General features: G+C 39.4%; 28 protein-coding genes, 9 tRNA genes and 1 pseudogene. 3 read left to right on the top strand and 35 right to left on the bottom strand.

Features of this window, described 5'->3' with window-relative positions; genetic code table 11:
* Positions 1-7 precede the first annotated feature (7 nt).
* The 6 genes from VRHSUH09_RS08155 to VRHSUH09_RS08180 form a co-directional block, all read right to left on the bottom strand.
* Entirely contained in the window at positions 8-250 is a 243-nt protein-coding gene (locus VRHSUH09_RS08155; RefSeq protein ID WP_004695192.1) for a Sec-independent protein translocase subunit TatA/TatB, read from the bottom strand.
* 36 nt (positions 251-286) lie between these two features.
* Positions 287-1,039, bottom strand: coding sequence for a 6-phosphogluconolactonase (gene pgl / locus VRHSUH09_RS08160; protein ID WP_105081906.1), 753 nt, complete (start codon positions 1,037-1,039; stop codon positions 287-289).
* 169 nt (positions 1,040-1,208) lie between these two features.
* A complete protein-coding gene (fabM, locus tag VRHSUH09_RS08165) occupies positions 1,209-2,000 on the bottom strand; it encodes a trans-2-decenoyl-ACP isomerase (protein WP_105081907.1) in 792 nt (263 codons plus the stop codon).
* A gap of 147 nt (positions 2,001-2,147) precedes the next feature.
* Entirely contained in the window at positions 2,148-2,540 is a 393-nt protein-coding gene (gene rpsI / locus VRHSUH09_RS08170) for a 30S ribosomal protein S9 (protein ID WP_004695188.1), read from the bottom strand.
* A 20-nt stretch (positions 2,541-2,560) separates the two neighbouring features.
* Positions 2,561-3,001: a 50S ribosomal protein L13 gene (gene rplM, locus VRHSUH09_RS08175; protein WP_009351047.1), complete on the bottom strand. Its 441-nt coding sequence runs from the start codon at positions 2,999-3,001 to the stop codon at positions 2,561-2,563.
* A gap of 157 nt (positions 3,002-3,158) precedes the next feature.
* On the bottom strand, positions 3,159-3,536 hold the full coding sequence (locus VRHSUH09_RS08180) for a WapI family immunity protein (RefSeq protein ID WP_054747909.1): 378 nt from the start codon (positions 3,534-3,536) through the stop codon (positions 3,159-3,161).
* A gap of 217 nt (positions 3,537-3,753) precedes the next feature.
* Between VRHSUH09_RS08180 and VRHSUH09_RS08185 the strand changes: the two genes are divergently transcribed.
* Complete coding sequence (locus VRHSUH09_RS08185) at positions 3,754-4,959, top strand: MFS transporter (RefSeq protein ID WP_105081908.1); 1,206 nt, start codon at positions 3,754-3,756, stop codon at positions 4,957-4,959.
* Positions 4,960-5,038: 79 nt separating this feature from the next.
* Here VRHSUH09_RS08185 and VRHSUH09_RS08190 read toward each other — a convergent pair.
* Positions 5,039-5,314 (bottom strand): annotated as a pseudogene (locus tag VRHSUH09_RS08190) (IS256 family transposase); the annotation flags it as partial.
* 927 nt (positions 5,315-6,241) lie between these two features.
* Positions 6,242-6,829, bottom strand: coding sequence for a 30S ribosomal protein S4 (gene rpsD, locus VRHSUH09_RS08205; protein ID WP_009350991.1), 588 nt, complete (start codon positions 6,827-6,829; stop codon positions 6,242-6,244).
* A gap of 297 nt (positions 6,830-7,126) precedes the next feature.
* Here rpsD and VRHSUH09_RS08210 point away from each other — a divergent pair, with 297 nt between their 5' ends.
* Together VRHSUH09_RS08210 and VRHSUH09_RS08215 are read left to right on the top strand one after the other, a co-directional pair.
* Positions 7,127-8,026 (top strand): LysR family transcriptional regulator, encoded by a 900-nt coding sequence (locus tag VRHSUH09_RS08210; RefSeq protein ID WP_009351238.1) that lies wholly within the window; start codon positions 7,127-7,129, stop codon positions 8,024-8,026.
* A 224-nt stretch (positions 8,027-8,250) separates the two neighbouring features.
* The gene (locus VRHSUH09_RS08215) at positions 8,251-8,574 is read left to right on the top strand and encodes a YnfA family protein (RefSeq protein ID WP_009351302.1); all 324 of its coding nucleotides are present in this window, start codon (positions 8,251-8,253) and stop codon (positions 8,572-8,574) included.
* Positions 8,575-8,730: 156 nt separating this feature from the next.
* Here the strand turns inward: VRHSUH09_RS08215 and VRHSUH09_RS08220 are convergent.
* From VRHSUH09_RS08220 to VRHSUH09_RS08350, 27 genes are all read right to left on the bottom strand, one after another.
* Positions 8,731-8,806: transfer RNA gene (locus VRHSUH09_RS08220), tRNA-Val, on the bottom strand.
* Positions 8,807-8,809: 3 nt separating this feature from the next.
* Positions 8,810-8,884 (bottom strand) — tRNA-Glu (locus tag VRHSUH09_RS08225).
* A gap of 7 nt (positions 8,885-8,891) precedes the next feature.
* A tRNA-Asn gene (locus VRHSUH09_RS08230) sits at positions 8,892-8,967 on the bottom strand.
* A gap of 7 nt (positions 8,968-8,974) precedes the next feature.
* Positions 8,975-9,049 (bottom strand) — tRNA-Gly (locus tag VRHSUH09_RS08235).
* Positions 9,050-9,052: 3 nt separating this feature from the next.
* Positions 9,053-9,128: transfer RNA gene (locus VRHSUH09_RS08240), tRNA-Val, on the bottom strand.
* A gap of 5 nt (positions 9,129-9,133) precedes the next feature.
* Positions 9,134-9,208: transfer RNA gene (locus tag VRHSUH09_RS08245), tRNA-Glu, on the bottom strand.
* Positions 9,209-9,213: 5 nt separating this feature from the next.
* A tRNA-Lys gene (locus VRHSUH09_RS08250) sits at positions 9,214-9,289 on the bottom strand.
* 4 nt (positions 9,290-9,293) lie between these two features.
* A tRNA-Asn gene (locus tag VRHSUH09_RS08255) sits at positions 9,294-9,369 on the bottom strand.
* A 5-nt stretch (positions 9,370-9,374) separates the two neighbouring features.
* Positions 9,375-9,449: transfer RNA gene (locus tag VRHSUH09_RS08260), tRNA-Gly, on the bottom strand.
* 324 nt (positions 9,450-9,773) lie between these two features.
* The gene (locus VRHSUH09_RS08265; protein WP_105081910.1) at positions 9,774-10,877 is read right to left on the bottom strand and encodes a nicotinate-nucleotide--dimethylbenzimidazole phosphoribosyltransferase; all 1,104 of its coding nucleotides are present in this window, start codon (positions 10,875-10,877) and stop codon (positions 9,774-9,776) included.
* A complete protein-coding gene (locus VRHSUH09_RS08270) occupies positions 10,874-11,911 on the bottom strand; it encodes a nicotinate-nucleotide--dimethylbenzimidazole phosphoribosyltransferase (protein WP_105081911.1) in 1,038 nt (345 codons plus the stop codon). Before VRHSUH09_RS08270 ends, VRHSUH09_RS08265 begins: the two co-directional genes overlap by 4 nt.
* Before the next feature lie 180 nt (positions 11,912-12,091).
* Complete coding sequence (locus tag VRHSUH09_RS08275; protein ID WP_105081912.1) at positions 12,092-12,979, bottom strand: prephenate dehydrogenase; 888 nt, start codon at positions 12,977-12,979, stop codon at positions 12,092-12,094.
* 104 nt (positions 12,980-13,083) lie between these two features.
* Entirely contained in the window at positions 13,084-14,430 is a 1,347-nt protein-coding gene (locus VRHSUH09_RS08280; protein WP_105081913.1) for an MATE family efflux transporter, read from the bottom strand.
* Positions 14,431-14,698: 268 nt separating this feature from the next.
* Positions 14,699-15,571, bottom strand: a complete 873-nt coding sequence (locus VRHSUH09_RS08285) for a 2-oxoacid:ferredoxin oxidoreductase subunit beta (protein WP_105081914.1) — start codon at positions 15,569-15,571, stop codon at positions 14,699-14,701.
* Between the two features lies 1 nt (position 15,572).
* On the bottom strand, positions 15,573-17,324 hold the full coding sequence (locus tag VRHSUH09_RS08290; RefSeq protein ID WP_105081915.1) for a 2-oxoacid:acceptor oxidoreductase subunit alpha: 1,752 nt from the start codon (positions 17,322-17,324) through the stop codon (positions 15,573-15,575).
* A 296-nt stretch (positions 17,325-17,620) separates the two neighbouring features.
* Positions 17,621-18,406 (bottom strand): tRNA pseudouridine(38-40) synthase TruA, encoded by a 786-nt coding sequence (gene truA / locus VRHSUH09_RS08295; RefSeq protein ID WP_054748629.1) that lies wholly within the window; start codon positions 18,404-18,406, stop codon positions 17,621-17,623.
* Positions 18,403-19,206, bottom strand: coding sequence for an energy-coupling factor transporter transmembrane component T family protein (locus VRHSUH09_RS08300; RefSeq protein ID WP_105081916.1), 804 nt, complete (start codon positions 19,204-19,206; stop codon positions 18,403-18,405). Before VRHSUH09_RS08300 ends, truA begins: the two co-directional genes overlap by 4 nt.
* Entirely contained in the window at positions 19,196-20,056 is an 861-nt protein-coding gene (locus tag VRHSUH09_RS08305) for an energy-coupling factor transporter ATPase (protein WP_105081917.1), read from the bottom strand. The genes VRHSUH09_RS08300 and VRHSUH09_RS08305 overlap by 11 nt, the downstream gene beginning before the upstream one ends.
* Positions 20,056-21,003 (bottom strand): energy-coupling factor transporter ATPase, encoded by a 948-nt coding sequence (locus VRHSUH09_RS08310; RefSeq protein ID WP_105081918.1) that lies wholly within the window; start codon positions 21,001-21,003, stop codon positions 20,056-20,058. The genes VRHSUH09_RS08305 and VRHSUH09_RS08310 overlap by 1 nt, the downstream gene beginning before the upstream one ends.
* Positions 21,004-21,285: 282 nt before the next feature.
* Positions 21,286-21,621: a 50S ribosomal protein L17 gene (gene rplQ, locus VRHSUH09_RS08315; RefSeq protein ID WP_054748636.1), complete on the bottom strand. Its 336-nt coding sequence runs from the start codon at positions 21,619-21,621 to the stop codon at positions 21,286-21,288.
* Between the two features lie 12 nt (positions 21,622-21,633).
* Complete coding sequence (locus VRHSUH09_RS08320) at positions 21,634-22,638, bottom strand: DNA-directed RNA polymerase subunit alpha (RefSeq protein ID WP_009350978.1); 1,005 nt, start codon at positions 22,636-22,638, stop codon at positions 21,634-21,636.
* A gap of 71 nt (positions 22,639-22,709) precedes the next feature.
* Positions 22,710-23,099 (bottom strand): 30S ribosomal protein S11, encoded by a 390-nt coding sequence (gene rpsK / locus VRHSUH09_RS08325; protein WP_004695151.1) that lies wholly within the window; start codon positions 23,097-23,099, stop codon positions 22,710-22,712.
* Between the two features lie 19 nt (positions 23,100-23,118).
* The gene (rpsM, locus tag VRHSUH09_RS08330; RefSeq protein WP_009351251.1) at positions 23,119-23,487 is read right to left on the bottom strand and encodes a 30S ribosomal protein S13; all 369 of its coding nucleotides are present in this window, start codon (positions 23,485-23,487) and stop codon (positions 23,119-23,121) included.
* Positions 23,488-23,510: 23 nt separating this feature from the next.
* Positions 23,511-23,624 (bottom strand): 50S ribosomal protein L36, encoded by a 114-nt coding sequence (gene rpmJ / locus VRHSUH09_RS08335; RefSeq protein ID WP_004695148.1) that lies wholly within the window; start codon positions 23,622-23,624, stop codon positions 23,511-23,513.
* Positions 23,625-23,650: 26 nt separating this feature from the next.
* The gene (infA, locus tag VRHSUH09_RS08340; protein WP_004695147.1) at positions 23,651-23,869 is read right to left on the bottom strand and encodes a translation initiation factor IF-1; all 219 of its coding nucleotides are present in this window, start codon (positions 23,867-23,869) and stop codon (positions 23,651-23,653) included.
* A 23-nt stretch (positions 23,870-23,892) separates the two neighbouring features.
* Positions 23,893-24,663, bottom strand: coding sequence for a type I methionyl aminopeptidase (gene map / locus VRHSUH09_RS08345; protein WP_009350994.1), 771 nt, complete (start codon positions 24,661-24,663; stop codon positions 23,893-23,895).
* Between the two features lie 3 nt (positions 24,664-24,666).
* A complete protein-coding gene (locus VRHSUH09_RS08350) occupies positions 24,667-25,230 on the bottom strand; it encodes an adenylate kinase (RefSeq protein WP_009351243.1) in 564 nt (187 codons plus the stop codon).
* Positions 25,231-25,240: the final 10 nt, after the last annotated feature.

Genomic DNA, 25,240 nt, shown 5'->3' on the forward strand with positions numbered 1-25,240 from the left:
CCTCCTATTAATCGTTAGCTTCTTTATGTTTATCGTCGTTTTTAGCCCCTGCTGTTACGTCGATAGTAGTCGCCTTTTTAACGGCTTCTTTCGTTTCATCAACAGCTTTTTTAGGGCCGGAAATAGCATCTTTAAATTCATTGATGCCCTTACCAATAGCTTTACCTACTTCAGGTAATTTACCAGGTCCGAAGATAACTAGAGCGATCACTAATATAACTATTAATTCAGGTGTTCCTATAGATCCCATATGTATCTCCTTTATATTTACTAAAACTTATATCTTTTAGTGTACATCATTATAGGCTGCCTTGTCCACATACCAAGTGGCTTCTTGTGAAAGCACTGCCCCAGGTAGTACGCGACCAATGCGTTTTTCCCAAGGTAAATCCTCATAATCCTCGCGTTGGTACAACACCTTAGTAAGTGCGGTTTTCTTGCTTTCACCCGTTACAGTGAACCAAACAGCATCGGATTTAGCAAGGAAAGAAAAGGTCATAGAAATACGTTCCCATACCTTGCCATCCTCTACGGCCACTACCTCTTGATCTGCCACGCGAAGTGCATGAGAGCCTGCAAACAGCCCTGCTGTATGCCCATCTTCGCCTAGATCGAGCAATGCTAAATCGAGGCCAGATTTCTTGCAAGCCTTGAGCACATTCTTAATCTCTTTCTGATATTCCTCAGCCGCCTCTACAACGGTTCTAGAATCCGTATTGATTGGCAAGAAATGAGCCGCCCCTTTTGCCTTACAAAGCAAATGGGGTTTAACGCGATTAAAATAATTATCCTCGTGAGTTTGCGGCAAGAAACGCTCATCAGTCCACACAAAGAATATGCGCTCCCAATTGAGGCGCTCAATATATTCAGGGGAATTAAGCAATTCTAACAAACCATTAACAACAGTGCCACCTGTGATACCAACAATGCACGATTCCGTGCGGCTAATCTCTTCATTGGTAAAAGCAATGAAATCCTCCGCTAATGCTTGGACTACATCACTAGGACTGTCATAACATTTAATTGTATTTTGAGCCATGTAATAATGACCTCCTAAACTATTATAATAGTACTATTATATACACTTTTGCATCGTAATGAAAGCAAAAACCGATGTAACTCAATATAGGGAGCCACATCGGTTCGAATTATATTAGTAACTGCTTATAAATTACATGATATTTAGTACAATTACAAGAGGATAATTATTATTTTTGACCAAATTTAGGACGACGACGCTCTGTGAAAGCCAGAACCCCCTCTTTGAAGTCCTCAGAAAGACCTAATTCACATTGTTTTTCTACTTCAAATTTCTTGTATTCTTCCCAACCAGCTAAGAAACTATTCCACATCATTTCCTTCATAACGCGGTAAGATTGTGCAGGACCTTTAGCTAACTTCTCTACAAGACGTCTTGTGGCCGTTTCTAGATCTTCTAATTCACAAACTTTATATACAAAGCCAAGTTCTTTACCTTTTTCCGCAGATACGGCTTCACCAGTCATAACGATATGCATAGCACGGTTCATACCAATAGCTCGAGTCAACAAGAATAAGCCGCCTGCATCAGGAGCAAGACCTACGTTTACGAAAGCCTGAATAAAACGTACGTTATTAGCAGCTACAACAAAATCGGCAGCCAACGCCATATTAAATGCTGCACCAGCCGCAGCACCTTGAAGGCTCATAATAACAGGTTTAGGCAAACGTTTCAGAGCCATAGAAATCTGAGCTACTAACTCAACGATTTCAAATAAAGACTCTGTATCCCCTTCGTTTACAGCGCGTTCCATTTCTGTTAAATCGCCACCAGCAGAGAATACCTTGCCTTCAGCATTAATAAGCAATGCACGAACACTTTCATCGTTGTGTGCTTGAGCTAAAACCTCAAGGATCTCCTTGCACATCTCGATATTAAAACCATTCGCCACTGTAGGGCGATTAAATGTCAACGTACCAATGCCGTTGTCCACTACGTATTGAATTGTATTATAAATCATATGATTTCTCCTATATGAAAATCTATTTTCGAAAAAATTCGATTATTATATATCTATTATAGGAGAATTAAATGTCCCTGTAAATGATAGAAATGCAAAAACACCTGCAGACATTGTCTGCAGGTGTAATAACCTGTATTCCAAATATTAACGTTTGGAGAATTGGCTTGCTTTGCGGGCTTTTTTAAGACCGTATTTTTTACGTTCTTTCATACGTGGGTCACGAGTCAAGAAGCCAGCTTTTTTCAAAGATTGACGAAGTTCGCCATCTACGTCCAATAACGCACGGGAGATACCGTGACGAATTGCACCAGCTTGACCGGAAGGACCGCCACCAGCTACAGTTGCGATAACATCGTATTGTTCAACTGTGTTAGTCAAATTCAAAGGTTGTTTTACGATCAATTCCAAAGTTTGGCGACCGAAATAATCATTAAGTTCACGTTTGTTAACAGTGATTTTACCTGTGCCCGGTACCAGACGAACTCTAGCAACGGAAGATTTTCTACGACCAGTGCCGTAATATTGTGCTACTGCCATTATATGTTCCTCCCTCTAGATTATCGTACGGAAATTTCTAATACTTCTGGTTTTTGAGCTGCATGTGGATGCTCAGGACCAGCGTATACGTTTAATTTACGGTATTGTTGTGCACCCAATTTATTTTTTGGAAGCATACCACGAACTGCCATCTCAACAACACGTTCAGGTTGTTTTTCAAGCATCATAGCTAATTTAGTGAAACGAGCACCACCTGGATAACCAGAATGACGGAAGTATTCCTTTTGCTCTAATTTTTTACCAGTTACGCGAATTTTTTCTGCGTTTACAACGATCACATGGTCACCAGTGTCTACGTGTGGTGTGAAAGTTGGTTTATTTTTGCCCCGAAGAACTTTTGCAACTTCGGCAGCAAGGCGTCCTAAAGTTTTACCTTCAGCGTCAACAACATACCATTTCCGTTCGATTGTGTTCGGATTGGCCATAAATGTAGTTTTCATGCTGCATATCCTCCTAATAACGTCATAATTCTACCAAAATCAGCTTGTCCTTTGCTTCCGGGGCTAATGGAAACACGACTAAAGCTTACTCAAAATAGTATACAGATTTTATGGGTTTGTGTCAATTAAAATTTAGTACTTATATGCTGTCATCAAATTATTTTTTTAATATAGAATTACATTGCTGTATTACATCATTCAATACGGTCTGATCAGTATTAAGAAGAAGTTTAACCCAATTATCACGCCAACTGCCTCCTAATTGAGCTTCTACTTTTATATGTCCATATGAATTACATATAATATGGACATAATCATCCGAATCAGCATAAGCAATACGAACTTCTCCATCTAATGTTATATATATTAATTTGAGTTGACTAATTAATTCTCTAAATTCATTTACAGTATAAACAAAGGTACCTCGACCAGAAAAGTCTCCACTTTTGATGTATACACTAAAAGCGATACACTCATCTCGCGGCTCAGCATCAGCGATATATTTTTCTTCTAACTCAACACGGATAATATCCATTAATATCTCCTCTAAATAATAAAAATGAACAGACCTCTTTATTATCCTTTATTAGCAAAAACCTACTTATATTACACATTACTTTATATTGTGCAGGAAATTTAAATATTTATATAGAATTATGAATATATAACATCAAAATTGATAAAAGTTTAATTGAGATTTTATAAAATAATACATATTATATCAGTACATCTATAATCTAGGAGATGATGGTATGAATCTAGAAAACAAAAACTCATTTCTCTTAAATAGTGCTCTATTCTTTTCAACAATGGGAAGCACCGCAACAACACTAGGTTTTATAACATATATATTCAATACCACCCACAGTCCCTTTAATACAGGGGCAGTTACAATAGCGACATTATTAGTTGGAATGTTATTAGGCCCATTTTTAGGGATACTCGTAAAAGAAAAAGGCTTAATGTGGTCTATGGTGGTTCCTGAAATAGTTTCGAGTTTTATATTATTAATTTTTGTTTTCATAGATAACCTATATCTAGTATATATCATAGCTTTCCTTATAGGTTTTAATAATAAAATTTTAGGAATCGCTAGACTTTCTTTTGTACCTAATATTACAAATGATTTAGTCAAATTCAATGCACTGCTCCGGTCTATTAATCGTTTTGCATTAATAAGTGGTTCCTTATTATTTAGCGTTATAATTAATTACTCTTTAACGCTAGTATTCGTTATTGATGCAGTTACTTATATTCTTTCAGCCTACCTACTTTATCGTTTAAATAAAAATGTAAGAATACAGTCACACTCGACTATCTCCAAAAAAACCATTAGAGAAAGCATATATGATCGCATTCAACTTCTATTAAAAGGATATAAGTTATTATTCCTAAATAAAAAAATCAATTTTATAGTTTATTTGGGTATATTAGCCAGAATATTTTATATGTGTATACCTATTCTACTATTAATATTTATTAAAGATATCTTACATTTAACTGATAGTCAGTATGGATATACGCAAACAATCTCTAGATTGGCATCATTCATTATTTTTGGACTTCTTGCTAAATATTTTACTATTAACTTAGCAACGAGTTTTAAAAAAGTTTTGTTCCCTCTTTTTATACTATATGGAGGAAGTATTTTTTGCATAGGCTATATAGAAACAATAGAACAACTTTATATTCTATATAGTATATCTGAAATATTATTATTTACAGCCGTTGTTTTAGTTCATGCATATATACAATCTATTTTTTCACAGGAAGAGTTAACATTAGCTAGCGGTTCTGTAAGTACAGGCTTCTCTATTGGATCAATATTATCAATAACTATATTTACAAACTTAGCAAATATATTACCGCTACATGATATATTTTTTATATGTGGACTGGGGATAATTATAAGCACAGTTATTATAATAGGCTATACTCGATTAAACCAAGAAAGATAGATTTTATGATAATTATTTGATTTATCCTTTTATAAATAATACACACATAATAGGGTTATAGGACAAAAAGTGTGTGTGACTAATCCCAATAAGTTGGAAAATCTGTAGACATATGTAGCTCATTCCAAACAGGAGCATCACCCCATTGAGGGATTGAACGATCTATTTGGCAATAATCAGATAACCGTTTGTAGATAGCAGCAATCGATTCATCTGTAGGCATACAATTTAATATATCTGAAATAGAAAGCGGTCTTGGTGAGTGCATATAGCACCACCAATAGACCGCTTTTAGTCTTCTTTCAAGTGAAAGACCCCTATGAGCCCGTAGCATACTTCTTAGTTGAGTATTTACATCAAAAAAGCCATAAATCAATATTAAAGACTAATATGCTCAACAACCATATAATTATCAAATAAGATGCTTGCCTAACATAATGTTTTCTTTGTGTAGTATATTCTATTCGTTTAATCTCTTTAAGATTATATGCTCGATATTCTAATAAGTGATTATGTATATTAAATGATAATAATACATCTAATAATACAACACCTAAGAGTATGCGTTCCGATATAGTAAACTGAAAGAAATCAACGGAGCCAATAAAGTAAGATGATACTATGAGTGCTAACGAAAACAAGATATTAACAAGGCTCAACCAATTATACCAAGCATAATCCCGACCTATTGTATAAGTTACAAAGCCATATTTTTTTAAGATTTCCAATAATACTTTTATAAGAAAATATATAAGAAAAATAATTAGAGATATCATCATTATAAGATGACTAAATGATATATTTTCAATATATGATAATAAAAACATATTCTACCAAAGTACCTCTTTAATTAAAACGGCCAATACTTTCTAGCTTTCTCTCTGCTGCAGAAGAAATATTCTATATTTACTTTCATTTAATTGAAAAATCTAAATACTCAAGATTAAGTACCAAACCATGTCCCTGTAACAAGCCGATATAATAAATACAAAACCATTATTAAAAACAACATCCCACTAATAAGCCTAAAAATCAATATCATAATTGGGTTTTCATTGTAACTGTTATCAGGAGAGTATAAGCCCAATAATAAAGGATTATATATGCCGATTCCAGTTACAATGAGACCAAATATACAGATATAAAACTGTGGATCAATATTTCGAAAAAATCTAATTAATTCACTCATTTATATACTCAAAATAATCTTTTAGTAATAATACAAACAACACAATATATACAAAAACCCGCAGTGCATAGCACTGCGGGCAATAGCGCCAAATTATTTGGAGTACAATTCGACGATAAGTGTTTCGTTAACTTCGATAGGAAGTTCTTCACGTTGAGGAAGACGAGTGAATGTAGCTTTGAAGCCTTCCAAGTCTTTTTCAATGTAAGGAAGTTCGAAAGAACGAAGTTCTTGGAAATTAGTTTTGAACATTTCGTTGTCGCGGGAAGCTTCACGAAGTTCAATAACGTCACCTGGTTTGCAGGAGTAGGATGGAATGTCTACACGACGACCATTTACCAAGATGTGGCCATGGTTTACCATTTGACGAGCTTGACGAATGGAGTTACCGAAGCCGATGCGATATACAAGGTTATCAAGACGTTGTTCCAAAAGGATCAACATGTTTTCACCTGTAACACCTTGCATTTTTTTCGCTTTATCATAATAGCGTACGAACTGGCGTTCTAGCAAGTTGTAGTAAGCTTTAACTTTTTGTTTTTCTAATAATTGTGTGCCATACTCAGACATTTTTTTCTGACGTTGGTCTTTTTTGACGCGATTCAAGGCTTTTGCGTGACCGAATACGTTCACACCAAAGCGACGACAAAGTTTGAATCGAGCCTCTCTTCTCGTTGCCATGTGATTATCACCTCATAGTTGAATAAAAAACTTGTACCGACACATAATGGTACCCATGTATAATATCATTTTCATTTACTTATGTCAATTAATGATAATTGTGAAAGTTATTGAAATAAGTGCATAATCACAATTTTTAATTAATCTTTTTTATGATAATAGTACACGCTATATCGATTGTGCATGCTTCATCATATTTTATAGATTTAGATGAAAAAACAATTATAGTATGCTACAATATGAATAAGTAAGGTAATAGTTATCATTGGATTCTTATTACAAAATTGGGGGAACAACATGAAAGAGTTACCTACAATGCAAGAGCTACAAAGTTTTATTACTTATAATAAAACAGGAAGCTTTACATTAGCAGCACAATCTATGAATATTACACAATCAGCTTTCAGCGCTCAAATGAAAAAATTAGAGCGTTTAGTTGGTGTGAAATTAATCTCCCGTTCTACAAGAGGTAGCCGTTTAACGCCAGAAGGCGAATTATTCTTACCAGAAGCAGAACAAGTTCTCGATACATTAGAACGTGCTATTCAATCCATCCGCCTAGCAAGCAAGGTGGAACGTCCGATTTTGAACATCGGTGTACTGCGTAGTTTAGGTGATATTCGTCTAAATGGTTACGTATCACACTTCTTCCAAAATCATCCTGAGTTCTCTGTCAGCATCTATGACATGGAAGAAGAAGAGTTAATGCTCGACTTACGCGAAAATCGTATCGACATTGCTCTACTCTATTTACCAAATAACAAAGATATGTCCGCATACGAATCTACAGCTCTTAGAGAGGACGAATTCGTATACTATGCACCAAATTTAATAGAAGGCATGGAAACCGCTAGCTTGAAAGCGATTCAGTCACAACCTTTGCTCATGTATCCACCTAAATACTTCATGTATCGCACATTGAAAAACTACGTAGGCAATGGTCAACAAAATCTACACATCCGTGGTAGCCGCTTATCCAACCCTTACACAATGATCGACTATTGCCAAAAAAATAATTCTGGTTGCATCGTAGCAAAACAAATTTTAAATTCCTTAGGCATCACTGATGGTTTTGTACCTTTAGAAAAACCATTCAAACTACAAGTGTGCTTCGCATTCAAGAAAAATAACTCTAAAACAGAAACTATGCATACCTTTATGGACTATGTACACAGCGAATCACCACCACGCTTATAAAAGCTAACTAAACCCCGTATACCTTTTAGGTGTACGGGTTTTTTATACATAACTCGATTCCATCACAAGATGCCATTACTACTAGAATCTATTTATGAGTACATTTTCGCCTTCATTCTAAACAATTATTAATCTAAGGATATAAAATAATTGCTCTTTCCTAATCTAGGTTGTAGAATAGAGAATAGATTTCAATTAATGTAGTAGAATACAGTGAGGTTATTATGCTCTTATCTATCCTCTTCTTTATACTAGCAGGACTTGCTGAGATTGGTGGCGGTTATCTTGTATGGCTTTACATGCGCGATGATAAAGGCCCCCTCTATTTAATCGCAGGTGCCATTATTCTATTTTTATATGGTATCATTCCTACCTTCCAACCAGAAGCAAGCTTTGGCAAAGTATACGCCGCATACGGCGGCGTATTCATCGCCCTTTCTATTCTATGGGGCTGGCTTGTTGACGGCTTGCGACCAGATACATATGATATCATCGGCGGTCTCGTTTGCATCGTAGGTGTATATATCATCATGTACGCACCACGGTAAACAGAAATATAGAGTTTCTCTATAAGCATTACAACAGAAGGAGTACAACTGTAACAGTTGTACTCCTTCTTTATTTATATAACCATATGTATTTTCTTATGATTGTATGTACTTTTAAATACTAAAAAACGGTCATCCGAAGATAACCGTTTACTTTGGTGGACGATGACAGGATCGAACTGCCGACATCCTGCTTGTAAGGCAGGCGCTCTCCCAGCTGAGCTAATCGTCCATGTGGTGACCCGTCCGGGAATCGAACCCGGGATACCGCCGTGAAAGGGCGGTGTCTTAACCGCTTGACCAACGGGCCAGAAATATGGCTCCTCGAGTAGGACTCGAACCTACGACCGATCGGTTAACAGCCGATTGCTCTACCGACTGAGCTATCGAGGAATGTTTATGGAGCGGGAAACGAGATTCGAACTCGCGACCCCCGCCTTGGCAAGGCGGTGCTCTACCGCTGAGCTATTCCCGCATGTGGTGGACGATGACAGGATCGAACTGCCGACATCCTGCTTGTAAGGCAGGCGCTCTCCCAGCTGAGCTAATCGTCCATATGTGGTGACCCGTCCGGGAATCGAACCCGGGATACCGCCGTGAAAGGGCGGTGTCTTAACCGCTTGACCAACGGGCCAGAAATGGTGACTCACCCGCGACTCGAACGCGGGACACCCTGATTAAAAGTCAGGTGCTCTGCCAACTGAGCTAGTGAGTCAAAATGGCTCCTCGAGTAGGACTCGAACCTACGACCGATCGGTTAACAGCCGATTGCTCTACCGACTGAGCTATCGAGGAATGTATGGAGCGGGAAACGAGATTCGAACTCGCGACCCCCGCCTTGGCAAGGCGGTGCTCTACCGCTGAGCTATTCCCGCATACAGAACCGATAATTAATATAACATAATTATCAATCTGTCGTCAAGAACAAATTGAGAATGTCCTGACTGCCTTATAATAATATCAATTTACACATATAGTGTCAATGGTTTTTCCATGAAATTCCTGCAAAATTTTGATTTTACAACGGCCCTAATCAAAAATGAGGGATTATGTAATCCCTCATCTATTTAATTCCTATTTTCTAGGATTTTCGGTAACTTTGACTGATATCTCAACTAGTCTTATTCCCTATATAGCTTGCGTTAACCCATATTTAGCTTGAGTTCCCCCATATTTGGTTAGTGTTACCTTATCTTTAATTAATTTTTACCGGCTTGTCTACCTTTACCGGCCCCATCTTCTGCGACACTAACCTCGGCTTCAATGAACGTTTTCATGTCGTTTAACATATGCATCGACGCATTGATAATAGATAGCCCCATTGTTGACCCTAAGGCTTCATCGATTTGTAAGTGATAGTGCAAACATGGTTTCACACCTAGGAATCGACATTGTTCCTTATGAATTGGTTCCTCATAGGCCGCCGATGGGAATACATAGTCTTTTACTAATGGCTCAATGGTAACAGCCGCCAATACAGCAGCACCTGTTACGGCATTATCAAAAACGATAGCCATACGGTGACTAGCAGCACCTAAAATAAAGCCAGTTAAAAATGCAATATCAAGACCGCCTGCAATATGGAGCAAATGTAATATCGCATCACGGCGCTCGCTTTCACTCAATGCAGACCAATCATCAACGGCAATATTAAAGCGATCTACAAAGGAATGAATATGAGCAGCCCGTTGTTCTACCGTAGGTCCACATTCGGTATGAACGAGAATATCGTCATAGGCGCAGCCCGTAATTGTAGCCGTCGTTACGAGGGAGTCAAGGAACGCCCTTTCCCCTACGTTACCAATCGCCACCACTTGTAATCCATCAGCATGTAGTGCATCAGCATAGGTAAAGCCAAGCTCTAGAGCTCGCTCAAGTTCATCTTGAGAAATAACAGGTTCTACACCAAAGAAATGAGAGCCTTTACGAATGACTTGTTGATCAATATATTCTAGATCACTAGTATCTTGCTCAAGACCTACATTTACAACATGTACGTCTGCATTTAACTTAAATGCCGCCCCCTGCGTAGCCGTTCTACCTTCATTGAAACGTTTGATAGCGGCGTAGCTTTCACTACCATGCTGATTATTTTGAGGACCATCTACCAAGTGATCCGCTGCTACAATGAGTACACCATGGCGCAAATGATTGGGCTTAGGATTTGCCAAAATACCTGCAAAGCGTTCTGCTATAAGCTCTAAGGTTGCTAGGCTATAAATAGGTTTTGTTAAATTATCAATACGTAACCGGCACTCCTCCATGGAGGGTGCGTGCAATGGTTCTATGTTGAAAGTTCTCATGCCTCACCTCCTGTTATGGCCATATACATATGAACTGCAAGGTCCAGCATCCCCATTTGAACCGAACTACCAGAGGCCTCGCCTAGACAAAGCCCCAAATCTACATACGCTTCTAAGCCTAGATTTTCTAAAGAGGACTTCGCTGCCTTTTCGGCCGACAAATGAGATGCCATCACATAATCCATGACTTCTGGCACTAAGGTTTTAGCCACCAATGCACAAGCAGATGTATTGAAGCCATCGATGATAACTAATCCATTATTAGCGGCCGCACCTAAGATGACGCCAACGATACAAGCAAACTCAAAACCACCTACAGAGGATAAAATACCAATAGCATCGTCTTTGGGAATATCCTTATATTTTTCCAGCACATCATGAACGATACGCTGTTTTAGTTTGAGCCGTTCATCGGAAATATTCGTCCCTCGACCTGTAGCTTCTTCCGCAGTAAGACCGGCAAACTTAGCGGTCATAAGAGCGCTAGCAGTTGTATTGGAAATACCCATTTCACCGACTAAAAATACGTTAAAGCCTTCATCAATTTTCTCTTTTACAAGACGAATCCCTGCTTCAATACCTTCAATCGCTTGTTCCCGCGTCATGGCGGGTTCTTCTACAAAGTTTTTTGTACCCATCCCCAGTTTATGACTTCGAAGGCCTGGAACCCAGCTCATATCCGCATCAATGCCCATGTCGATGACTTCCATTTGAGCACCACAGTAATTAGCTAAGGAATTGGCACCAGCCCCTTTTGGAATTAGGTAGTTCTGTGTCATACCAACGGTCGTTTCCTTTGGATACGCACTAACCCCCATATCCGCCACACCATGATCCGCACTAGCGATAATCATACATGGCTTTGGTACAGTCAAAGTCTCTTGATTTGTGGCAGAACCATATTGGGCCACTACATTTACAAGACGACCATATTGCTCTACAGGTGACGCTGTATTCCAGCTATCAATTATATGTTGTTCAATCTCTTGGTTGCGACCTACAATAGCGCCACAAGTTTCTTGTAACAAACTCATACGATCTCCCTTAACTAATTAATAGATCAGTTTACTTTTAGAATAATAGCATATCTTTAAAATACTATTATGTTTTTATAATATTAGTATATTTTTAGAATTTTAGTATATTTTTAGAATTTTAGTATACACATGTTAGGGCATACACAATGTCACTTCAGCTACATAACCTGGATTGAGTTAGCTATCCTTAATTTGCCCCGTTAAATACGGCAACTTAGTGCGTATGTCACGACTGCGTTCCAAATAGGATTCCAATGCTTGACCTTCATCGTCTTGTGAAAGCACCTCTTTTACACGTTGTATTTCAGCTTCTATCCGAGTAAGCCCTTCAATGACATTGCGCCGATTACCGTAGATGATTTCGCGCCACATAGACGGCAAGCCACCGGCTACACGGGTGCAATCTCGAAAACCACCTGCAGATAATCTCATGCGCAATTCTCCCAATTCATCACCACCAGAAACTTGCGTCAAAATGGCAGCTAGCAAATGAGGCATATGACTAACCATGGCTAGATATTCATCATGAGCGTAAATATCGACGAACTCAATGCGTGAACCTACGGCACGGCCCATCTCAGCTAGCTCCTCGGCTACCTCTTCGCTATATACTTCAGAGGCCTTATCCTCTAGGACGATCCATCCCATACCTTTAAATAAGTTTTTATGAGATACTTCGTAGCCACCTTTTTCTGAACCCGCCATAGGATGGACGGAGACAAAAATCGTTCCCTTAGGAATTGATTCATAGACAGCACGGAGGAAGTTTTCCTTCGCACTCGATACATCTGTTACAACTTGTTTTGGTCTAAATAGATGTGCCGTTTCAGTAAAGAGTCGTGCGTTTGTATCTGGTGGTAAGGAGAACACAACAATATCTGAGCTTTCAATCAATGGTTCTACCTCGGTCCAAGCAGCTTTCACCACCCCATCTTGGATGGCCGCATCACAAACCTCTTGGCGACGAGCATACCCTACCACCTCATAATCGGTGTAAGCCTTCAAAGCCTTTGCCAATGAACCGCCTAATAAGCCTAAGCCAATAATACCTACTGTCTTACTCATATAAACCTACTTTCACAATATCTAGTAAATTACACGCTCCTATGTAATGCTACATATATCTACAAACTATAAAAGGAATTAATTAAAATAACAGAAACGCAAACCTAAGCTTCAATAAGTCTCTTGTTTTTCCATTTACCGCTATACCAGCGATACACAAATAATAACCCCCGTAAAATTTCATCAACAGCCATAGCAACCCAAATACCTACGAGGCCCCAGCCCCAATATATGCCAAAGAGATATGATAGTGGCACTGCACATAACCACATGCCAAAGATGCCTACGAGCATTGGAGTTCGAATATCCCCTGCGGCTTGTAAACAAGATACCATAACGATATTTACGGCACGACCTAACTCAAGGAAGATTTCTACTAATAATACATTATGGGCTAATGATAAAATTTCAGGATCTGTAGTAAAGACAGAAAGAACAACATCGCTAACAAGATAGAAGAATGTAGCAAGACCTACGTTAATAGCAATGGCTAAAAACGTAGAATGCCATACGCGATTACTTACCTCCTCTTGGCGTTTGGCCCCCATCAAGAATCCAACGATTACCTGTGAAGCATTGGCGAGTGCTATTGTATATACATAGCAAAGCATAGCAATAACGGATACATATACCTTTGTATTGATTACTGCGAGTCCCAAAATATTGACCATTTTCATAATCATCGTTTGAGACAATTGATAACTCAATGTTTCGCCACCAGAAGGAACACTGATATGCAATAAAGACTTAATCGTATGCCACGGAAATGGTTTTAAGAATGTAAAGCTTACCTTTAAGGTCAATAATTTCTTAAAAGTATATCCAATAATCATTAGGCCTACCAGTTTAGATAGCCATGTTGAAATAGAAACACCTAATACACCAAGACTTGGTATTGGTCCATGTCCAAAGATTAATACATAATTCGTTATAATATGAATTACATTCATAACGAGTGCTATGTACATGGTAATACGCGTTAGTGAATGACCTCTAAACACAGCCACTAATGCATAGTACATAGCTTGTATCGGTAGGCCCGCCGCTACGATGGTCATATAGAGCGACGTATCACTCATCGTTTCAGGTGGAATTCCCAGCCATGTAAAGATCCATTCATGGCAGGTGATAAAGAATACTGCCGCTATGGATGAAAACAGAAAATTCATCACTAAGCTGACCGTACATACCTCTGATAGTTTGGACTGATTCCGAGCCCCTAAATACTGGGCAATCAAAATCGTCGTAGCTGTACTCATAACAATAATGAGCATAATAAAAATATTTAAAATTTGATTGGCATTAGCTACCGCTGCTACCGCTTGAGGCGAGTAGTGACTCATCATCACTTGGTCTATATTACCTACTAACAGCTGTAGGAACACTTCGATAAATATAGGCCAACTCAAAGTCCAGATAGATAAACTAATCCCCTTTTCGTCTGCTTTCATAAAAACCTCTGCAACGAACACGATACAATTGCAATGAATATCATACAATGTCCTTATTATATCATGTTATATAACCACATGGGACAAATCGCAGAAATCAATACATCAAAATCGGTCTCCATTAAAGAGCGACAATTACAATTAAACTACAGATGAAAGTTACATACACATGAGAGATACAAAATATAGGATAAACAAAAAACGTGCCACCCGAAGGTGACACGTTTATTATGTAGATAAGCAAGTATCTATTGTGTTCTGCTAATGCTTATTTGAAGCCATTACAAAGGCTGTCGAATAATGCTTGGTCAGGTTTTACAACGTCTTCAGTCAATGGACGTGGGTGTGCGCCGCCATTAGCTGCTGCCAAGGATTTTTCGAAGGAAGGTTTAGATGTATCTTGGTAAATAAGACCAGTAACCAAACCATCTGTATCGCCCAAAGTTTTAAGCGCTGCTGCACGATCTGTTGGATCATAGCCTTCAGGCAATGCTACTAAGTGTTCTTTGAACCAGTCATAGCTGTTGCGTTTGTTGTATGTAACACATGGGCTAAATACGTTGATGAAGGAGAAGCCATCATGGTCCATAGCTTGTTGAATCAAATCAACAAGTTCTTCACGGTTGATCATGTAGCTTTGAGCTACGAATGTAGCACCTGCTGCAATCGCAGTTTCACAGATGGACAATGGAGACTCGAACGCACCATGAGGAGTTGTTTTTGTAACAAAACCGATGTCGGAACGAGGGGATGCTTGACCTTTAGTCAAACCATATACATGGTTATCCATTACAACGTATGTCATGTTTACATTACGTTTGAAAGCATGGATAGTGTGACCCATACCGATAGCGAACGCATCACCGTCACCGGAGAATGCGATAACTTCTAAGTCTTGGTTAGCAAGTTTTACGCCTTGAGCGTAAGGAAGTGCACGACCATGAGTTGTATGAGCACCGTAAGCGTAGAAATAACCACCGATACGGCTAGAGCAACCGATACCGGAAATTACTGCTAATTTTTCTGGTGGAATATTTTTCGCTACTACAGCGTCAGTAATCGCTGCTTGAACCCCATAATGGCCACAGCCTGGGCACCAGTTAGGACGAATATCGTTTCTGTAATCTTTAGCTGTTGCCATATTATAGGACCTCCTTAATCGCATTTTTCACATAACTTTTTGTGAATGGATTACCATCGTATTTTAAGCAGCTAGAAATTTTATTTTTCTTATGCATGTTGATTTTAAACAAGTTAGTCAATTGACCAGTTTTATTATGCTCTACGATAACCACTTTTTTCGCAGCATCAAAGAATGGTTGTAATTGTTTTGCTGGGAATGGTTTAATCAAGCGCAATTGCAAGTGGTTAACTTTAACACCTTCTTGATCGAATTCAGCAACTGCTTCTTCGATAGCGCCACGGCTAGAAGCCATACCTACAACAAGTACATCTGCTTCGTCGTATTTAGCGTTGTTCAAGAATGGTTCGTAGTTATCAGCTACAGTTTCCAATTTGCGGAAACGTTTATCAGTTTGCGCTACGTGCATTGTAGGCGCTTCTGCTGGTTTACCTTCTTCGTTATGCTCTAAGCCTGTGGAAAGGAATAGACCATTTTTCATGCCAGGAATTGTACGAGGAGAAATACCATCTTCAGTCAATTCGAAGCGTTTGAAGTATTTAGGTTGTTCCAATGCAGGAAGTTCTGCTTCTTTCATCATTTTACCGCGGTTAATAGGTACACGGTTCAAATCGAAAGTAGGAACGGATTGTTTATTCAAACCTTGTTGTAAGTCAGGCATAAAGATTACTGGACATTGGTACATTTCTGCCAAGTTGAAAGCTTTTTGAATTTCATAGAAGCATTCTTCGATAGATGTTGGAGAAATTACGATACCGGAGTAGTCGCCATGTGCATTGTAGCAAGCCGCATCAATATCGGATTGCTCAACTTTTGTAGCCATACCAGTAGATGGGCCAGAACGTTGAACGTCGATAACAACCATTGGCAATTCAGCCATGGAAGCCATGGACAAGGATTCTGCCATCAAGGAAAGACCAGGGCCAGAAGTACATGTGAAGCCACGAACACCAGCGTATACGCCGCCCATAGCTGTCATGCATGCTGCGATTTCGTCTTCTGTTTGAACAACAGTAGCACCCAATTTATCCATGTTTTTAATCATGAATTCCATAACTTCGGATGCCGGTGTAATAGGATAAGATGCCATGAAACGGGAGCCCGCTGCAATAGCACCGAGAGCACAAGCTTCGTTACCTAATAAGAACATTTGATCTTTCTTACCAGGAGCTGGCAATGTATCGATTTCAACATCGCCCAATTTTTCCATTACAAGGCCATGACCATCGTCGAAAGCAGCCAAGTTTTTATCGATAATTTCTTGGGATTTTTTTGCAAATTGTTCAGCAATAGCATCTTTGAACAACTTAGTTTCAAAACCAAGAAGTGCTACGGACATGCCAAGTGCTACGATGTTACGCATCAACATAGAGCCTTGTTTCATCGCTGTTTCAGAGATTGGCAAGGATAAGCAATTGATTTTTGTACCTTCGTATTTAGAGAAGTCCGGTTTTACTTTGCTATCACAGATGATGTAACCGCCATCACGAACTTCAGAACCGTGCATATCAACAGTTTCTTGGTCAAGAGCTAATAAGAAGTCTACGCCTTCACCGATGGACATAATTTGTTCTAACGCTACGCGCAATGCGAATGTAGTATGACCACCTTTGATACGAGATGCAAATAAACGTTGGCTATACAAGGAATAGCCTTCTTTAGCGAGGATTGTCGCCATAATTTCGCCGCAACTCTCGATACCTTCACCTTGTTGGCCGCCCATTTTCCAGATAAAATCTTTACGTTTTTGCAAGAGATTCACCCTCCTTAGGATAAAAATTACACTGCTGACAAGAGTCTAACTTACTATTTTAAATATGTATAGTACGAACCTGTCTTATATCGTCATTGTATCATGTATACTTTAGGTTTACAATGTATCATTTCTCATAATAATAGGTATAAATTAGAGCATTATAACTAAAACTTATAAGAGAAAAAGGATACTACTTTTTTCGTAGTATCCTTTTAGTATTTATGCTCATCGTTTCATAATTACTCGTTTAAAAAATATTCTATATGAAATTATATAGAATATTTATTCTTAAATTATATAGAATATTTATTCCGTAATACCTCTTGTTGTCGTTCCTCAGTAAAGAAGATTTCTTCTAAACATAAACCTTGAGCGGGCGCAGTTTTTCCGATAACGCGACGGTCTTTAGCAGCTAAGTAGCCTTTGATATCCTCCACCTTACGGCGACCAAGGCCTACATCTACGAGTAAGCCTGCAATATTACGTACCATATGGTATAAGAACCCATCGCCTACCACAGAAATAGTCACATGGGGTCCCTTTCCCTCTACATGAATGCCCATAATCGTCTTAACTGGATCAGCCGGTGTAGAATTCGTTCCCTTTAAGGTCGTAAAGTCATGTGTACCTAGTAATTCATTACCTGCAGCTTGCATGAGCTCAATATTGAGAGGCTTTTTTACATGCCAGTGATATCGTTTCGTCAACGGATTAGCAATGAGCTGATTATGAATAGTATATACATACTCTTTACCGTATATATTCCAACGTGGTTTCCAATCTAATGGTATTTCAATAGCCTCTAATACAACTATATCCTTTGGAATATGCGCAATCATAGCGCGTGGAATATTGTCTACTGGTATAGCACCAGAGGTTTGAAAGGTACATACTTGAAACTTTGCATGTACCCCTGCATCCGTACGAGAAGCACCGTAGATTTGAATGGGCTCATTACAGATTTTTGATAAGCCATATTCTAAACAACCTTGTACGGTTAAGCCCTTATCATCAGGTTGTTTTTGATAGCCCGCTAAATCAGTGCCATCATAAGCAACTATGATCCGTATATTTCTCATAGGCCAAGCCACCACAACGCAATGAGTACAACAGTAACCAAAATAACAGCACCGACACCGATATAGTCGACATAGGTCACTTGTAATTCTTTCATACGCGTACGATTTACACCGCCGCGATAGCAGCGAGCCTCCATGGCGATAGCCAGTTCATCAGCACGTCTAAATGCACTGATAAATAATGGTACCAATAAGGGCACCATATTCTTTGCTCGTTGAATGATAGAACCGGTCACAAAGTCTGCACCACGGGCTGATTGGGCTTTCATAATACGATCCGTCTCATCCAATAAAGTCGGAATAAAACGAAGTGCAATAGTCATCATCATAGCCAGCTCATGAGCCGGTACGCCAATGCGACGGAATGGATTGAGCAAATGCTCGATACCATCAGTTAAACGAATAGGAGATGTGGTATAAGTCAACAACGAGGAGAACAAGATTAAGAAAATTAATCGTGCCGCCATTTGAAGGCCCATAGCCACACCATGATCGGTGATATTAATAATGCCCCATTGGAAAATAGTATTACCAGGTGTCGTAAAAATGTGAATCCCCATAGTAAATACAATGATAATCCAAAGTGGTTTAATAGCGGTCCACATAAGACGTAGTGGTAAACGAGATAATAGCATTGCAAAGATTGTAAAACCACCTACAATACCATAAGCTAGCGGCGAATCTGCCAAGAAGATGGCGACTACGAAAATAGTAGTAGCAATAATCTTTGCTCGTGGATCCATGCGGTGCAAGAAAGAATTTCCAGGGAAGTATTGACCAATAGTAATGTTATTTAACATGGCTACCTCCTTCTAGAATTGCTTGTACTGCATCATCTACAGATAGAACTCGGTTAGACACATCAAGACCTTGTTCACGTAAGTACTCCATAGTTACAGACACAGGCGGTACATCTACGCCAACAGCTTGCAATGCATCTCGATGATTATTAAAGATATCCATCGGTTCCCCATCGAGTACTATACGACCTTTATCGAGTACTACTAGGCGAGAGGCCATGCGGGAAATATCCTCCATATTATGGGATACAAGAATAACCGTAATTCCTTTCTCCTTATGGAGACGAATGATTTCCTCAAAGATTTCTTCACGACCAAATGGGTCTAGGCCTGCAGATGGTTCATCAAGAACTAAAAAGTCTGGATTCATTGCAACTACGCCAGCAATAGCAACGCGGCGCATTTGACCTCCGGATAAGTGAAACGGAGATCGTTCTGCATAGGTATTGTAGTCAAGACCTACAAACTTCATGGCATCACGAACGCGTTCATCTACTTCATCAGCACTAAGGCCTAAATTTTTAGGACCAAAGGCAATGTCTTCAGCGATGGTTTCTTCAAATAGTTGATGCTCTGGGTATTGGAATACCATGCCTACCTTGTGGCGCATCTTTTTAGCTTCCTCTGTGGAGGCACTAATATCTACACCATTTACAGTTACTGTACCTGTTGTAGGGTGTAATAAACCATTTAAATGTTGTACAAAGGTGGATTTACCAGAACCAGTATGACCGATAACACCTAGAAATTCACCATTTTCAATAGTAAGAGATATACCATGAAGGGCTGTTTTTTCAAAAGGAGTTCCCATGCCATAGGTGTATGTAATATTATCTAATACAATCGCCATTAGTGAGATCCCTCCCCTCTTGCATCAGTGGTCAGCTCACTAGCAGGAACTTCTTCAACCTTAGCAGCCACATGATTAGAGTTTACTAATTGATCTGCCAGTTTTGAACCTTTAAGACCTTCTGCTAGTTCCTCATTGTTTATAATGCTGTTACCCACTTCATAACCTTTTGCATTTAATTTGAAAGCAATTTCAGAGGCTACAGGCACATCGAGGCCAAGTTCTTTCAAGGTATCTACATGACTAAAGATTTCACGAGGTGTGCCATCGTGTAATTTCACACCATTTTTCATAACCACCACACGGTCAGCCGTAACGGCTTCCTCCATGAAGTGTGTAATAAAGACAATAGTAATGCCCTCTTCTTTATTGAGCTTATGGACTGTCTCTAAGACCTCACGACGACCTTTTGGATCGAGCATGGCCGTTGGTTCATCGAGGACAATACAGTCTGGTTTCATAGCAAGCACGCCTGCAATGGCAATGCGCTGCTTTTGACCACCAGATAGCAAGTGAGGACCATGTTCTCTATATTCAGTCATATTAACAGCTTCTAACGCTGCATCGACACGTTTTCTAATTTCATCACTAGGAATACCTAGATTTTCAGGACCAAAGGCAACGTCCTCTTCTACGACAGCCGCTACGATTTGGTTATCAGGATTTTGGAATACCATGCCTACATGTTGGCGAATATCCCAAATATGTGCTTCATCGCGCGTATCAAAGCCACATACATTGACGTGACCTTCGCTAGGTTGTAATAGCACATTAAAATGCTTGGCTAGGGTACTTTTACCACTGCCATTAGTACCGATAATACATACAAACTCGCCGCGCTTGATAGATAAATTCACATCATCTAATGCGCGTACATCATTGCCGTTTTCATCAGTATATATATGACTCATATGATTGACATCAATCATAATGTCTTTTTCGTTCATGAATAGCCTCATATCTTTCTAGTCAATTTCGTTTCTATGAAAGTATAACCTTTAAATTGTATATCACATTATTGACCCATTAACTACAACAAATTAATGTAATCCACTTTATAGATTAAGCATTAATTATTGCCATAAATATATATCATAAGGTTAACAATACTTATTCATCCTTTACGATAACTGCTAATATATTACGATATTGTACTAATCGATTGTACCATAAAATTGACAATAAAAAAACGGTGCTGCAACGTAAGTTACAACACCGTATGAGTTTGATTAAACTAACTCGATAATAGCCAAAGGTGCAGCGTCACCTTTGCGAAGACCAGTTTTGATTACACGAGTGTAACCACCTTGACGGTCTTCATATTTTGGAGCAATTGTATCAAACAATTTTTTTACTACACTTTCATCCATGAGGTATGCAAGAACTTGGCGACGTGCATGAAGATCACCACGTTTAGCCAAAGTTACCATTTGATCAGCTAAAGAGCGAAGTTCTTTCGCTTTAGCTTCAGTAGTTTCAATACGCTCATATTGGAAGAAAGATGTTAACATGCTACGGAACAACGCTTTACGAGCGGAGCTGTCGCGGCCTAATTTTCTGTACATTCGTCTTCCTCCTTATTCGCCTTTTTGTTTAAGTTGAAAACCACCTGGATGATTGTTGAGTTTTTCCTCAATTTCATCGATGGATTTTTTGCCTAAATTGCGAACTTTTCCTAAGTCATCAATGGTTTTGTCTAGCAAGTCTGCAATTGTATTAATGCCAGCACGTTTCAAGCAGTTATACGCACGAACAGAGAGCTCCAACTCATCGATGGAAATCTTTGCTGGGCCGTCATCTACAGCTGGTTCTTCATTATCGGAACCTACTGGATCAACAACGATACCGCCTTCACCTGTGTTAACATCTACAACGTCTGCAGAGTGCGCTAATTTAGTGAAGTTCCCTAAATAACCAATCATAATGGCAGCAGATTTTGCCACTGCATCAGCAGCGGTAATGGAACCATCAGTCCAAACTTCTAATGTAAGTTTGTCAAAGTCCATTTCATTGCCTACACGAACATCACTCACTTCGTATTTAGCACGAAGAATTGGAGAGAAGATGGAATCGATTGGAATGCAACCGATAACATCTGTATCTTTTTTATTCTTCGTAGAAGGAACGTAACCTTTGCCACGTTCGATTACTACATCCATTACGAGATGAGCTGTCTCATCCATTGTCGCAATCACGAGTTCAGGATTCAATACTTCTACTTCTGGTGGGAATTGTTCAGCCAAATCAGCAGCTGTCAATACGCCGTCCTTTTGGAAGTCAAAGTGTACTTCCAAAGGTAATTGAGCATCTTCTTCAACTTTGATGCACAATTGCTTTAAGTTAAGGATGATATCCGTAACGTCTTCGCGAATACCAGGAATAGTAGAGAATTCATGAAGAACTCCATCAATTTTGATAGAGGTGATAGCTGCCCCATCCAAGGATGAAAGCAAAATTCTGCGTAAGCTATTACCAAGAGTGATACCATAACCACGGTCTAATGGTTCACATACGAACTTACCATAGCGACCGCCGTCGGCGATGTCCACTTTCTCGATTTTAAGTTTCTTTTCTTCGCTCATCAGGAACATCCTCCTATACAACACACGTTCATAGTTTAATTATAGCACCGTATCAAATCGGCCGCTATCAATTATACACGACGGCGTTTTGGAGGGCGACAACCATTGTGAGGAATTGGAGTTACGTCTTTAATGGAAGTAACTTCAAGACCTGCAGCTTGTAAAGCACGGATTGCAGCTTCACGGCCGGATCCAGGACCTTTTACGAATACTTCAACAGTGCGAAGACCATGTTCCATTGCAGCTTTAGCAGCTTGTTCAGCAGCCATTTGAGCAGCGAATGGAGTGGATTTACGGGAACCACGGAAGCCCAAGCCACCAGCGGAAGCCCAAGACAACGCGTTACCGTTTGTATCTGTCAAAGTTACGATAGTGTTATTGAATGTAGAACGAATATGAGCCGCACCGGATTCAATATGTTTCTTTTCTTTTCTTTTTGTTCTAACAACTTTTTTAGCCACGCTTTATCCCTCCTTTATCTTATTTCTTTTTACCAGCAATTGCTTTTCTAGGACCTTTGCGAGTACGTGCATTCGTTTTAGTACGTTGACCACGAAGTGGTAAACCCATACGATGACGTTTGCCTCGATAGGAGTTGATTTCAATTAAGCGTTTAATGTTAAGTGCTTCTTCACGACGAAGGTCACCTTCTACTTTGTATTCAGCATCTAACAATTCACGGATTTTCACGACTTCATCTTCGGAAAGATCGCGAACGCGTGTGTCTGGATTGATGCCAGTTTTAGCAATGATTTCAGCTGCCAAAGTTGGACCAATACCATAAATATAAGTTAAACCAATTTCCACTCGTTTATCACGAGGTAAGTCTACACCGGCGATACGTGCCATCTAATCATCCACCTCCTATCAGATTATCCTTGTTTTTGTTTATGTTTTGGATTTTCGCAAATAACCATTACACGGCCTTTGCGTTTAATGATTTTACATTTTTCGCATATCTTTTTAACTGATGGTTGAACCTTCATTAGTACCTCCTTTGTGGACCCTATGCTTATTTAAAGCGATAGGTGATGCGACCACGATTTAAGTCATACGGTGTCAGTTCCATAGTAACTTTATCACCAGGAAGAATACGGATAAAATTCATACGCATTTTACCTGACACATGAGCCAATACGATATGACCATTTTCCAATTCTACTTGGAACATGGCATTCGGTAATGCCTCAACTACCGTACCTTCCACCTCAATAACGTCTTCTTTTGACATATCTTTTCCTCCGGTTACCTGTTTTATTTAATTAACCGCGGTTCTTCCCGCATAGTTAATATTTCAGGGCCGTTTTCTGTAACAACCACTGTATGTTCGAAATGAGCAGCAGGTTTACCATCTGTGGTAACTGCTGTCCAGTCATCCCCTAATACACGAACACGATGCGTCCCTAGAGTAATCATCGGTTCGATACACAATACCATACCTGGTTTCATAATAGGTCCTTGTTCAGGACTACCATAGTTTGGTATTTGCGGATCTTCATGCATTTCGCGGCCTAAACCATGACCTACGAAGTCGCGAACGACACCGTAACCATGTTTCTCACAATACGTTTGAACAGCGTGGCCGATGGCACCAATTCGGTTACCAACTTTCACTTGTTCAATTCCCTTGAACAGACTTTCTTCTGTAACTTTTAACAATTTCATCACATCAGGTTTGACGTGACCGATAGGAACCGTCACAGCCGAATCGCCGTGATATCCATCAATAGATGATACAAGATCAATACTGAGGATATCGCCGTTTTTAAGCTTGCGCTTAGCGCTCGGAATACCATGAACGACTTCTTCATTAACAGAAGCACAGATTGTTGCAGGGAATCCATAGTACCCTTTACAACTTGGTATACCACCGTGGCTGCGAATATATTCTTCGGCAATTGTATCTAACTCAAGCGTCGTGATGCCAGGTTTAGCCTTTTCTACTAACAAGGACAACGTGTCTGCTGTAAGCTTACTTGCCTTGCGGATACATTCAATCTCATGGGGCGATTTTAAAATAATCATAGATTATTTCTCCAACGCCTTAATGATGTCAGCAAATACTGCGTCTACATCTTGTAAACCATTGATTTCTTCATACAATCCGCTATTGCGATAGTAGTCGATTAATGGTTTAGTAGATTCGTCGTACACAGCTAGACGTTTCTGTACTGTTTCAGGGTTATCATCAGCACGATTTTCTAGAACAGCTCGTTCACTAATACGTTTAACCAATTCCTCAGTAGGAACGTTTAAGTTAAGTACAGCGTCCAAAGAAATTCCTAATTCTTTAAGGATTGCATCCAAGGATACAGCTTGTGCTGTAGTTCTTGGGAAACCGTCAAGAATAAATCCAGATTTGCAGTCATCTTTCACCAAGCGATCACGTACGATACCAACAGTTACACTGTCTGGTACCAATTGACCAGCATCGATGTATTTCTTAGCCTCAACTCCAAGAGGTGTTTCGTTCTTAATCGCAGCGCGGAACATATCACCTGTTGAAATTTGGGGAATACCGTATTTTTCAATAAGTCGAGCTGCCTGAGTGCCTTTACCAGCACCAGGAGGTCCCATTAATAGAATATACATATTGTTTCCC

Source organism: Veillonella rogosae JCM 15642, assembly GCF_002959775.1.
Classification (GTDB): domain Bacteria; phylum Bacillota; class Negativicutes; order Veillonellales; family Veillonellaceae; genus Veillonella; species Veillonella rogosae.

Excerpts from the sequence above, each read along its gene's own strand:
- VRHSUH09_RS08155 (WP_004695192.1), bottom strand. The coding sequence starts at position 250 with ATGGGATCTATAGGAACACCTGAATTAATAGTTATATTAGTGATCGCT.
- pgl (WP_105081906.1), bottom strand. The coding sequence starts at position 1,039 with ATGGCTCAAAATACAATTAAATGTTATGACAGTCCTAGTGATGTAGTC.
- fabM (WP_105081907.1), bottom strand. The coding sequence starts at position 2,000 with ATGATTTATAATACAATTCAATACGTAGTGGACAACGGCATTGGTACG.
- rpsI (WP_004695188.1), bottom strand. The coding sequence starts at position 2,540 with ATGGCAGTAGCACAATATTACGGCACTGGTCGTAGAAAATCTTCCGTT.
- rplM (WP_009351047.1), bottom strand. The coding sequence starts at position 3,001 with ATGAAAACTACATTTATGGCCAATCCGAACACAATCGAACGGAAATGG.
- VRHSUH09_RS08180 (WP_054747909.1), bottom strand. The coding sequence starts at position 3,536 with ATGGATATTATCCGTGTTGAGTTAGAAGAAAAATATATCGCTGATGCT.
- VRHSUH09_RS08185 (WP_105081908.1), top strand. The coding sequence starts at position 3,754 with ATGAATCTAGAAAACAAAAACTCATTTCTCTTAAATAGTGCTCTATTC.
- rpsD (WP_009350991.1), bottom strand. The coding sequence starts at position 6,829 with ATGGCAACGAGAAGAGAGGCTCGATTCAAACTTTGTCGTCGCTTTGGT.
- VRHSUH09_RS08210 (WP_009351238.1), top strand. The coding sequence starts at position 7,127 with ATGAAAGAGTTACCTACAATGCAAGAGCTACAAAGTTTTATTACTTAT.
- VRHSUH09_RS08215 (WP_009351302.1), top strand. The coding sequence starts at position 8,251 with ATGCTCTTATCTATCCTCTTCTTTATACTAGCAGGACTTGCTGAGATT.
- VRHSUH09_RS08265 (WP_105081910.1), bottom strand. The coding sequence starts at position 10,877 with ATGAGAACTTTCAACATAGAACCATTGCACGCACCCTCCATGGAGGAG.
- VRHSUH09_RS08270 (WP_105081911.1), bottom strand. The coding sequence starts at position 11,911 with ATGAGTTTGTTACAAGAAACTTGTGGCGCTATTGTAGGTCGCAACCAA.
- VRHSUH09_RS08275 (WP_105081912.1), bottom strand. The coding sequence starts at position 12,979 with ATGAGTAAGACAGTAGGTATTATTGGCTTAGGCTTATTAGGCGGTTCA.
- VRHSUH09_RS08280 (WP_105081913.1), bottom strand. The coding sequence starts at position 14,430 with ATGAAAGCAGACGAAAAGGGGATTAGTTTATCTATCTGGACTTTGAGT.
- VRHSUH09_RS08285 (WP_105081914.1), bottom strand. The coding sequence starts at position 15,571 with ATGGCAACAGCTAAAGATTACAGAAACGATATTCGTCCTAACTGGTGC.
- truA (WP_054748629.1), bottom strand. The coding sequence starts at position 18,406 with ATGAGAAATATACGGATCATAGTTGCTTATGATGGCACTGATTTAGCG.
- VRHSUH09_RS08300 (WP_105081916.1), bottom strand. The coding sequence starts at position 19,206 with ATGTTAAATAACATTACTATTGGTCAATACTTCCCTGGAAATTCTTTC.
- VRHSUH09_RS08305 (WP_105081917.1), bottom strand. The coding sequence starts at position 20,056 with ATGGCGATTGTATTAGATAATATTACATACACCTATGGCATGGGAACT.
- VRHSUH09_RS08310 (WP_105081918.1), bottom strand. The coding sequence starts at position 21,003 with ATGAACGAAAAAGACATTATGATTGATGTCAATCATATGAGTCATATA.
- rplQ (WP_054748636.1), bottom strand. The coding sequence starts at position 21,621 with ATGTACAGAAAATTAGGCCGCGACAGCTCCGCTCGTAAAGCGTTGTTC.
- VRHSUH09_RS08320 (WP_009350978.1), bottom strand. The coding sequence starts at position 22,638 with ATGAGCGAAGAAAAGAAACTTAAAATCGAGAAAGTGGACATCGCCGAC.
- rpsM (WP_009351251.1), bottom strand. The coding sequence starts at position 23,487 with ATGGCACGTATCGCCGGTGTAGACTTACCTCGTGATAAACGAGTGGAA.
- rpmJ (WP_004695148.1), bottom strand. The coding sequence starts at position 23,624 with ATGAAGGTTCAACCATCAGTTAAAAAGATATGCGAAAAATGTAAAATC.
- infA (WP_004695147.1), bottom strand. The coding sequence starts at position 23,869 with ATGTCAAAAGAAGACGTTATTGAGGTGGAAGGTACGGTAGTTGAGGCA.
- map (WP_009350994.1), bottom strand. The coding sequence starts at position 24,663 with ATGATTATTTTAAAATCGCCCCATGAGATTGAATGTATCCGCAAGGCA.
- VRHSUH09_RS08350 (WP_009351243.1), bottom strand. The coding sequence starts at position 25,230 with ATGTATATTCTATTAATGGGACCTCCTGGTGCTGGTAAAGGCACTCAG.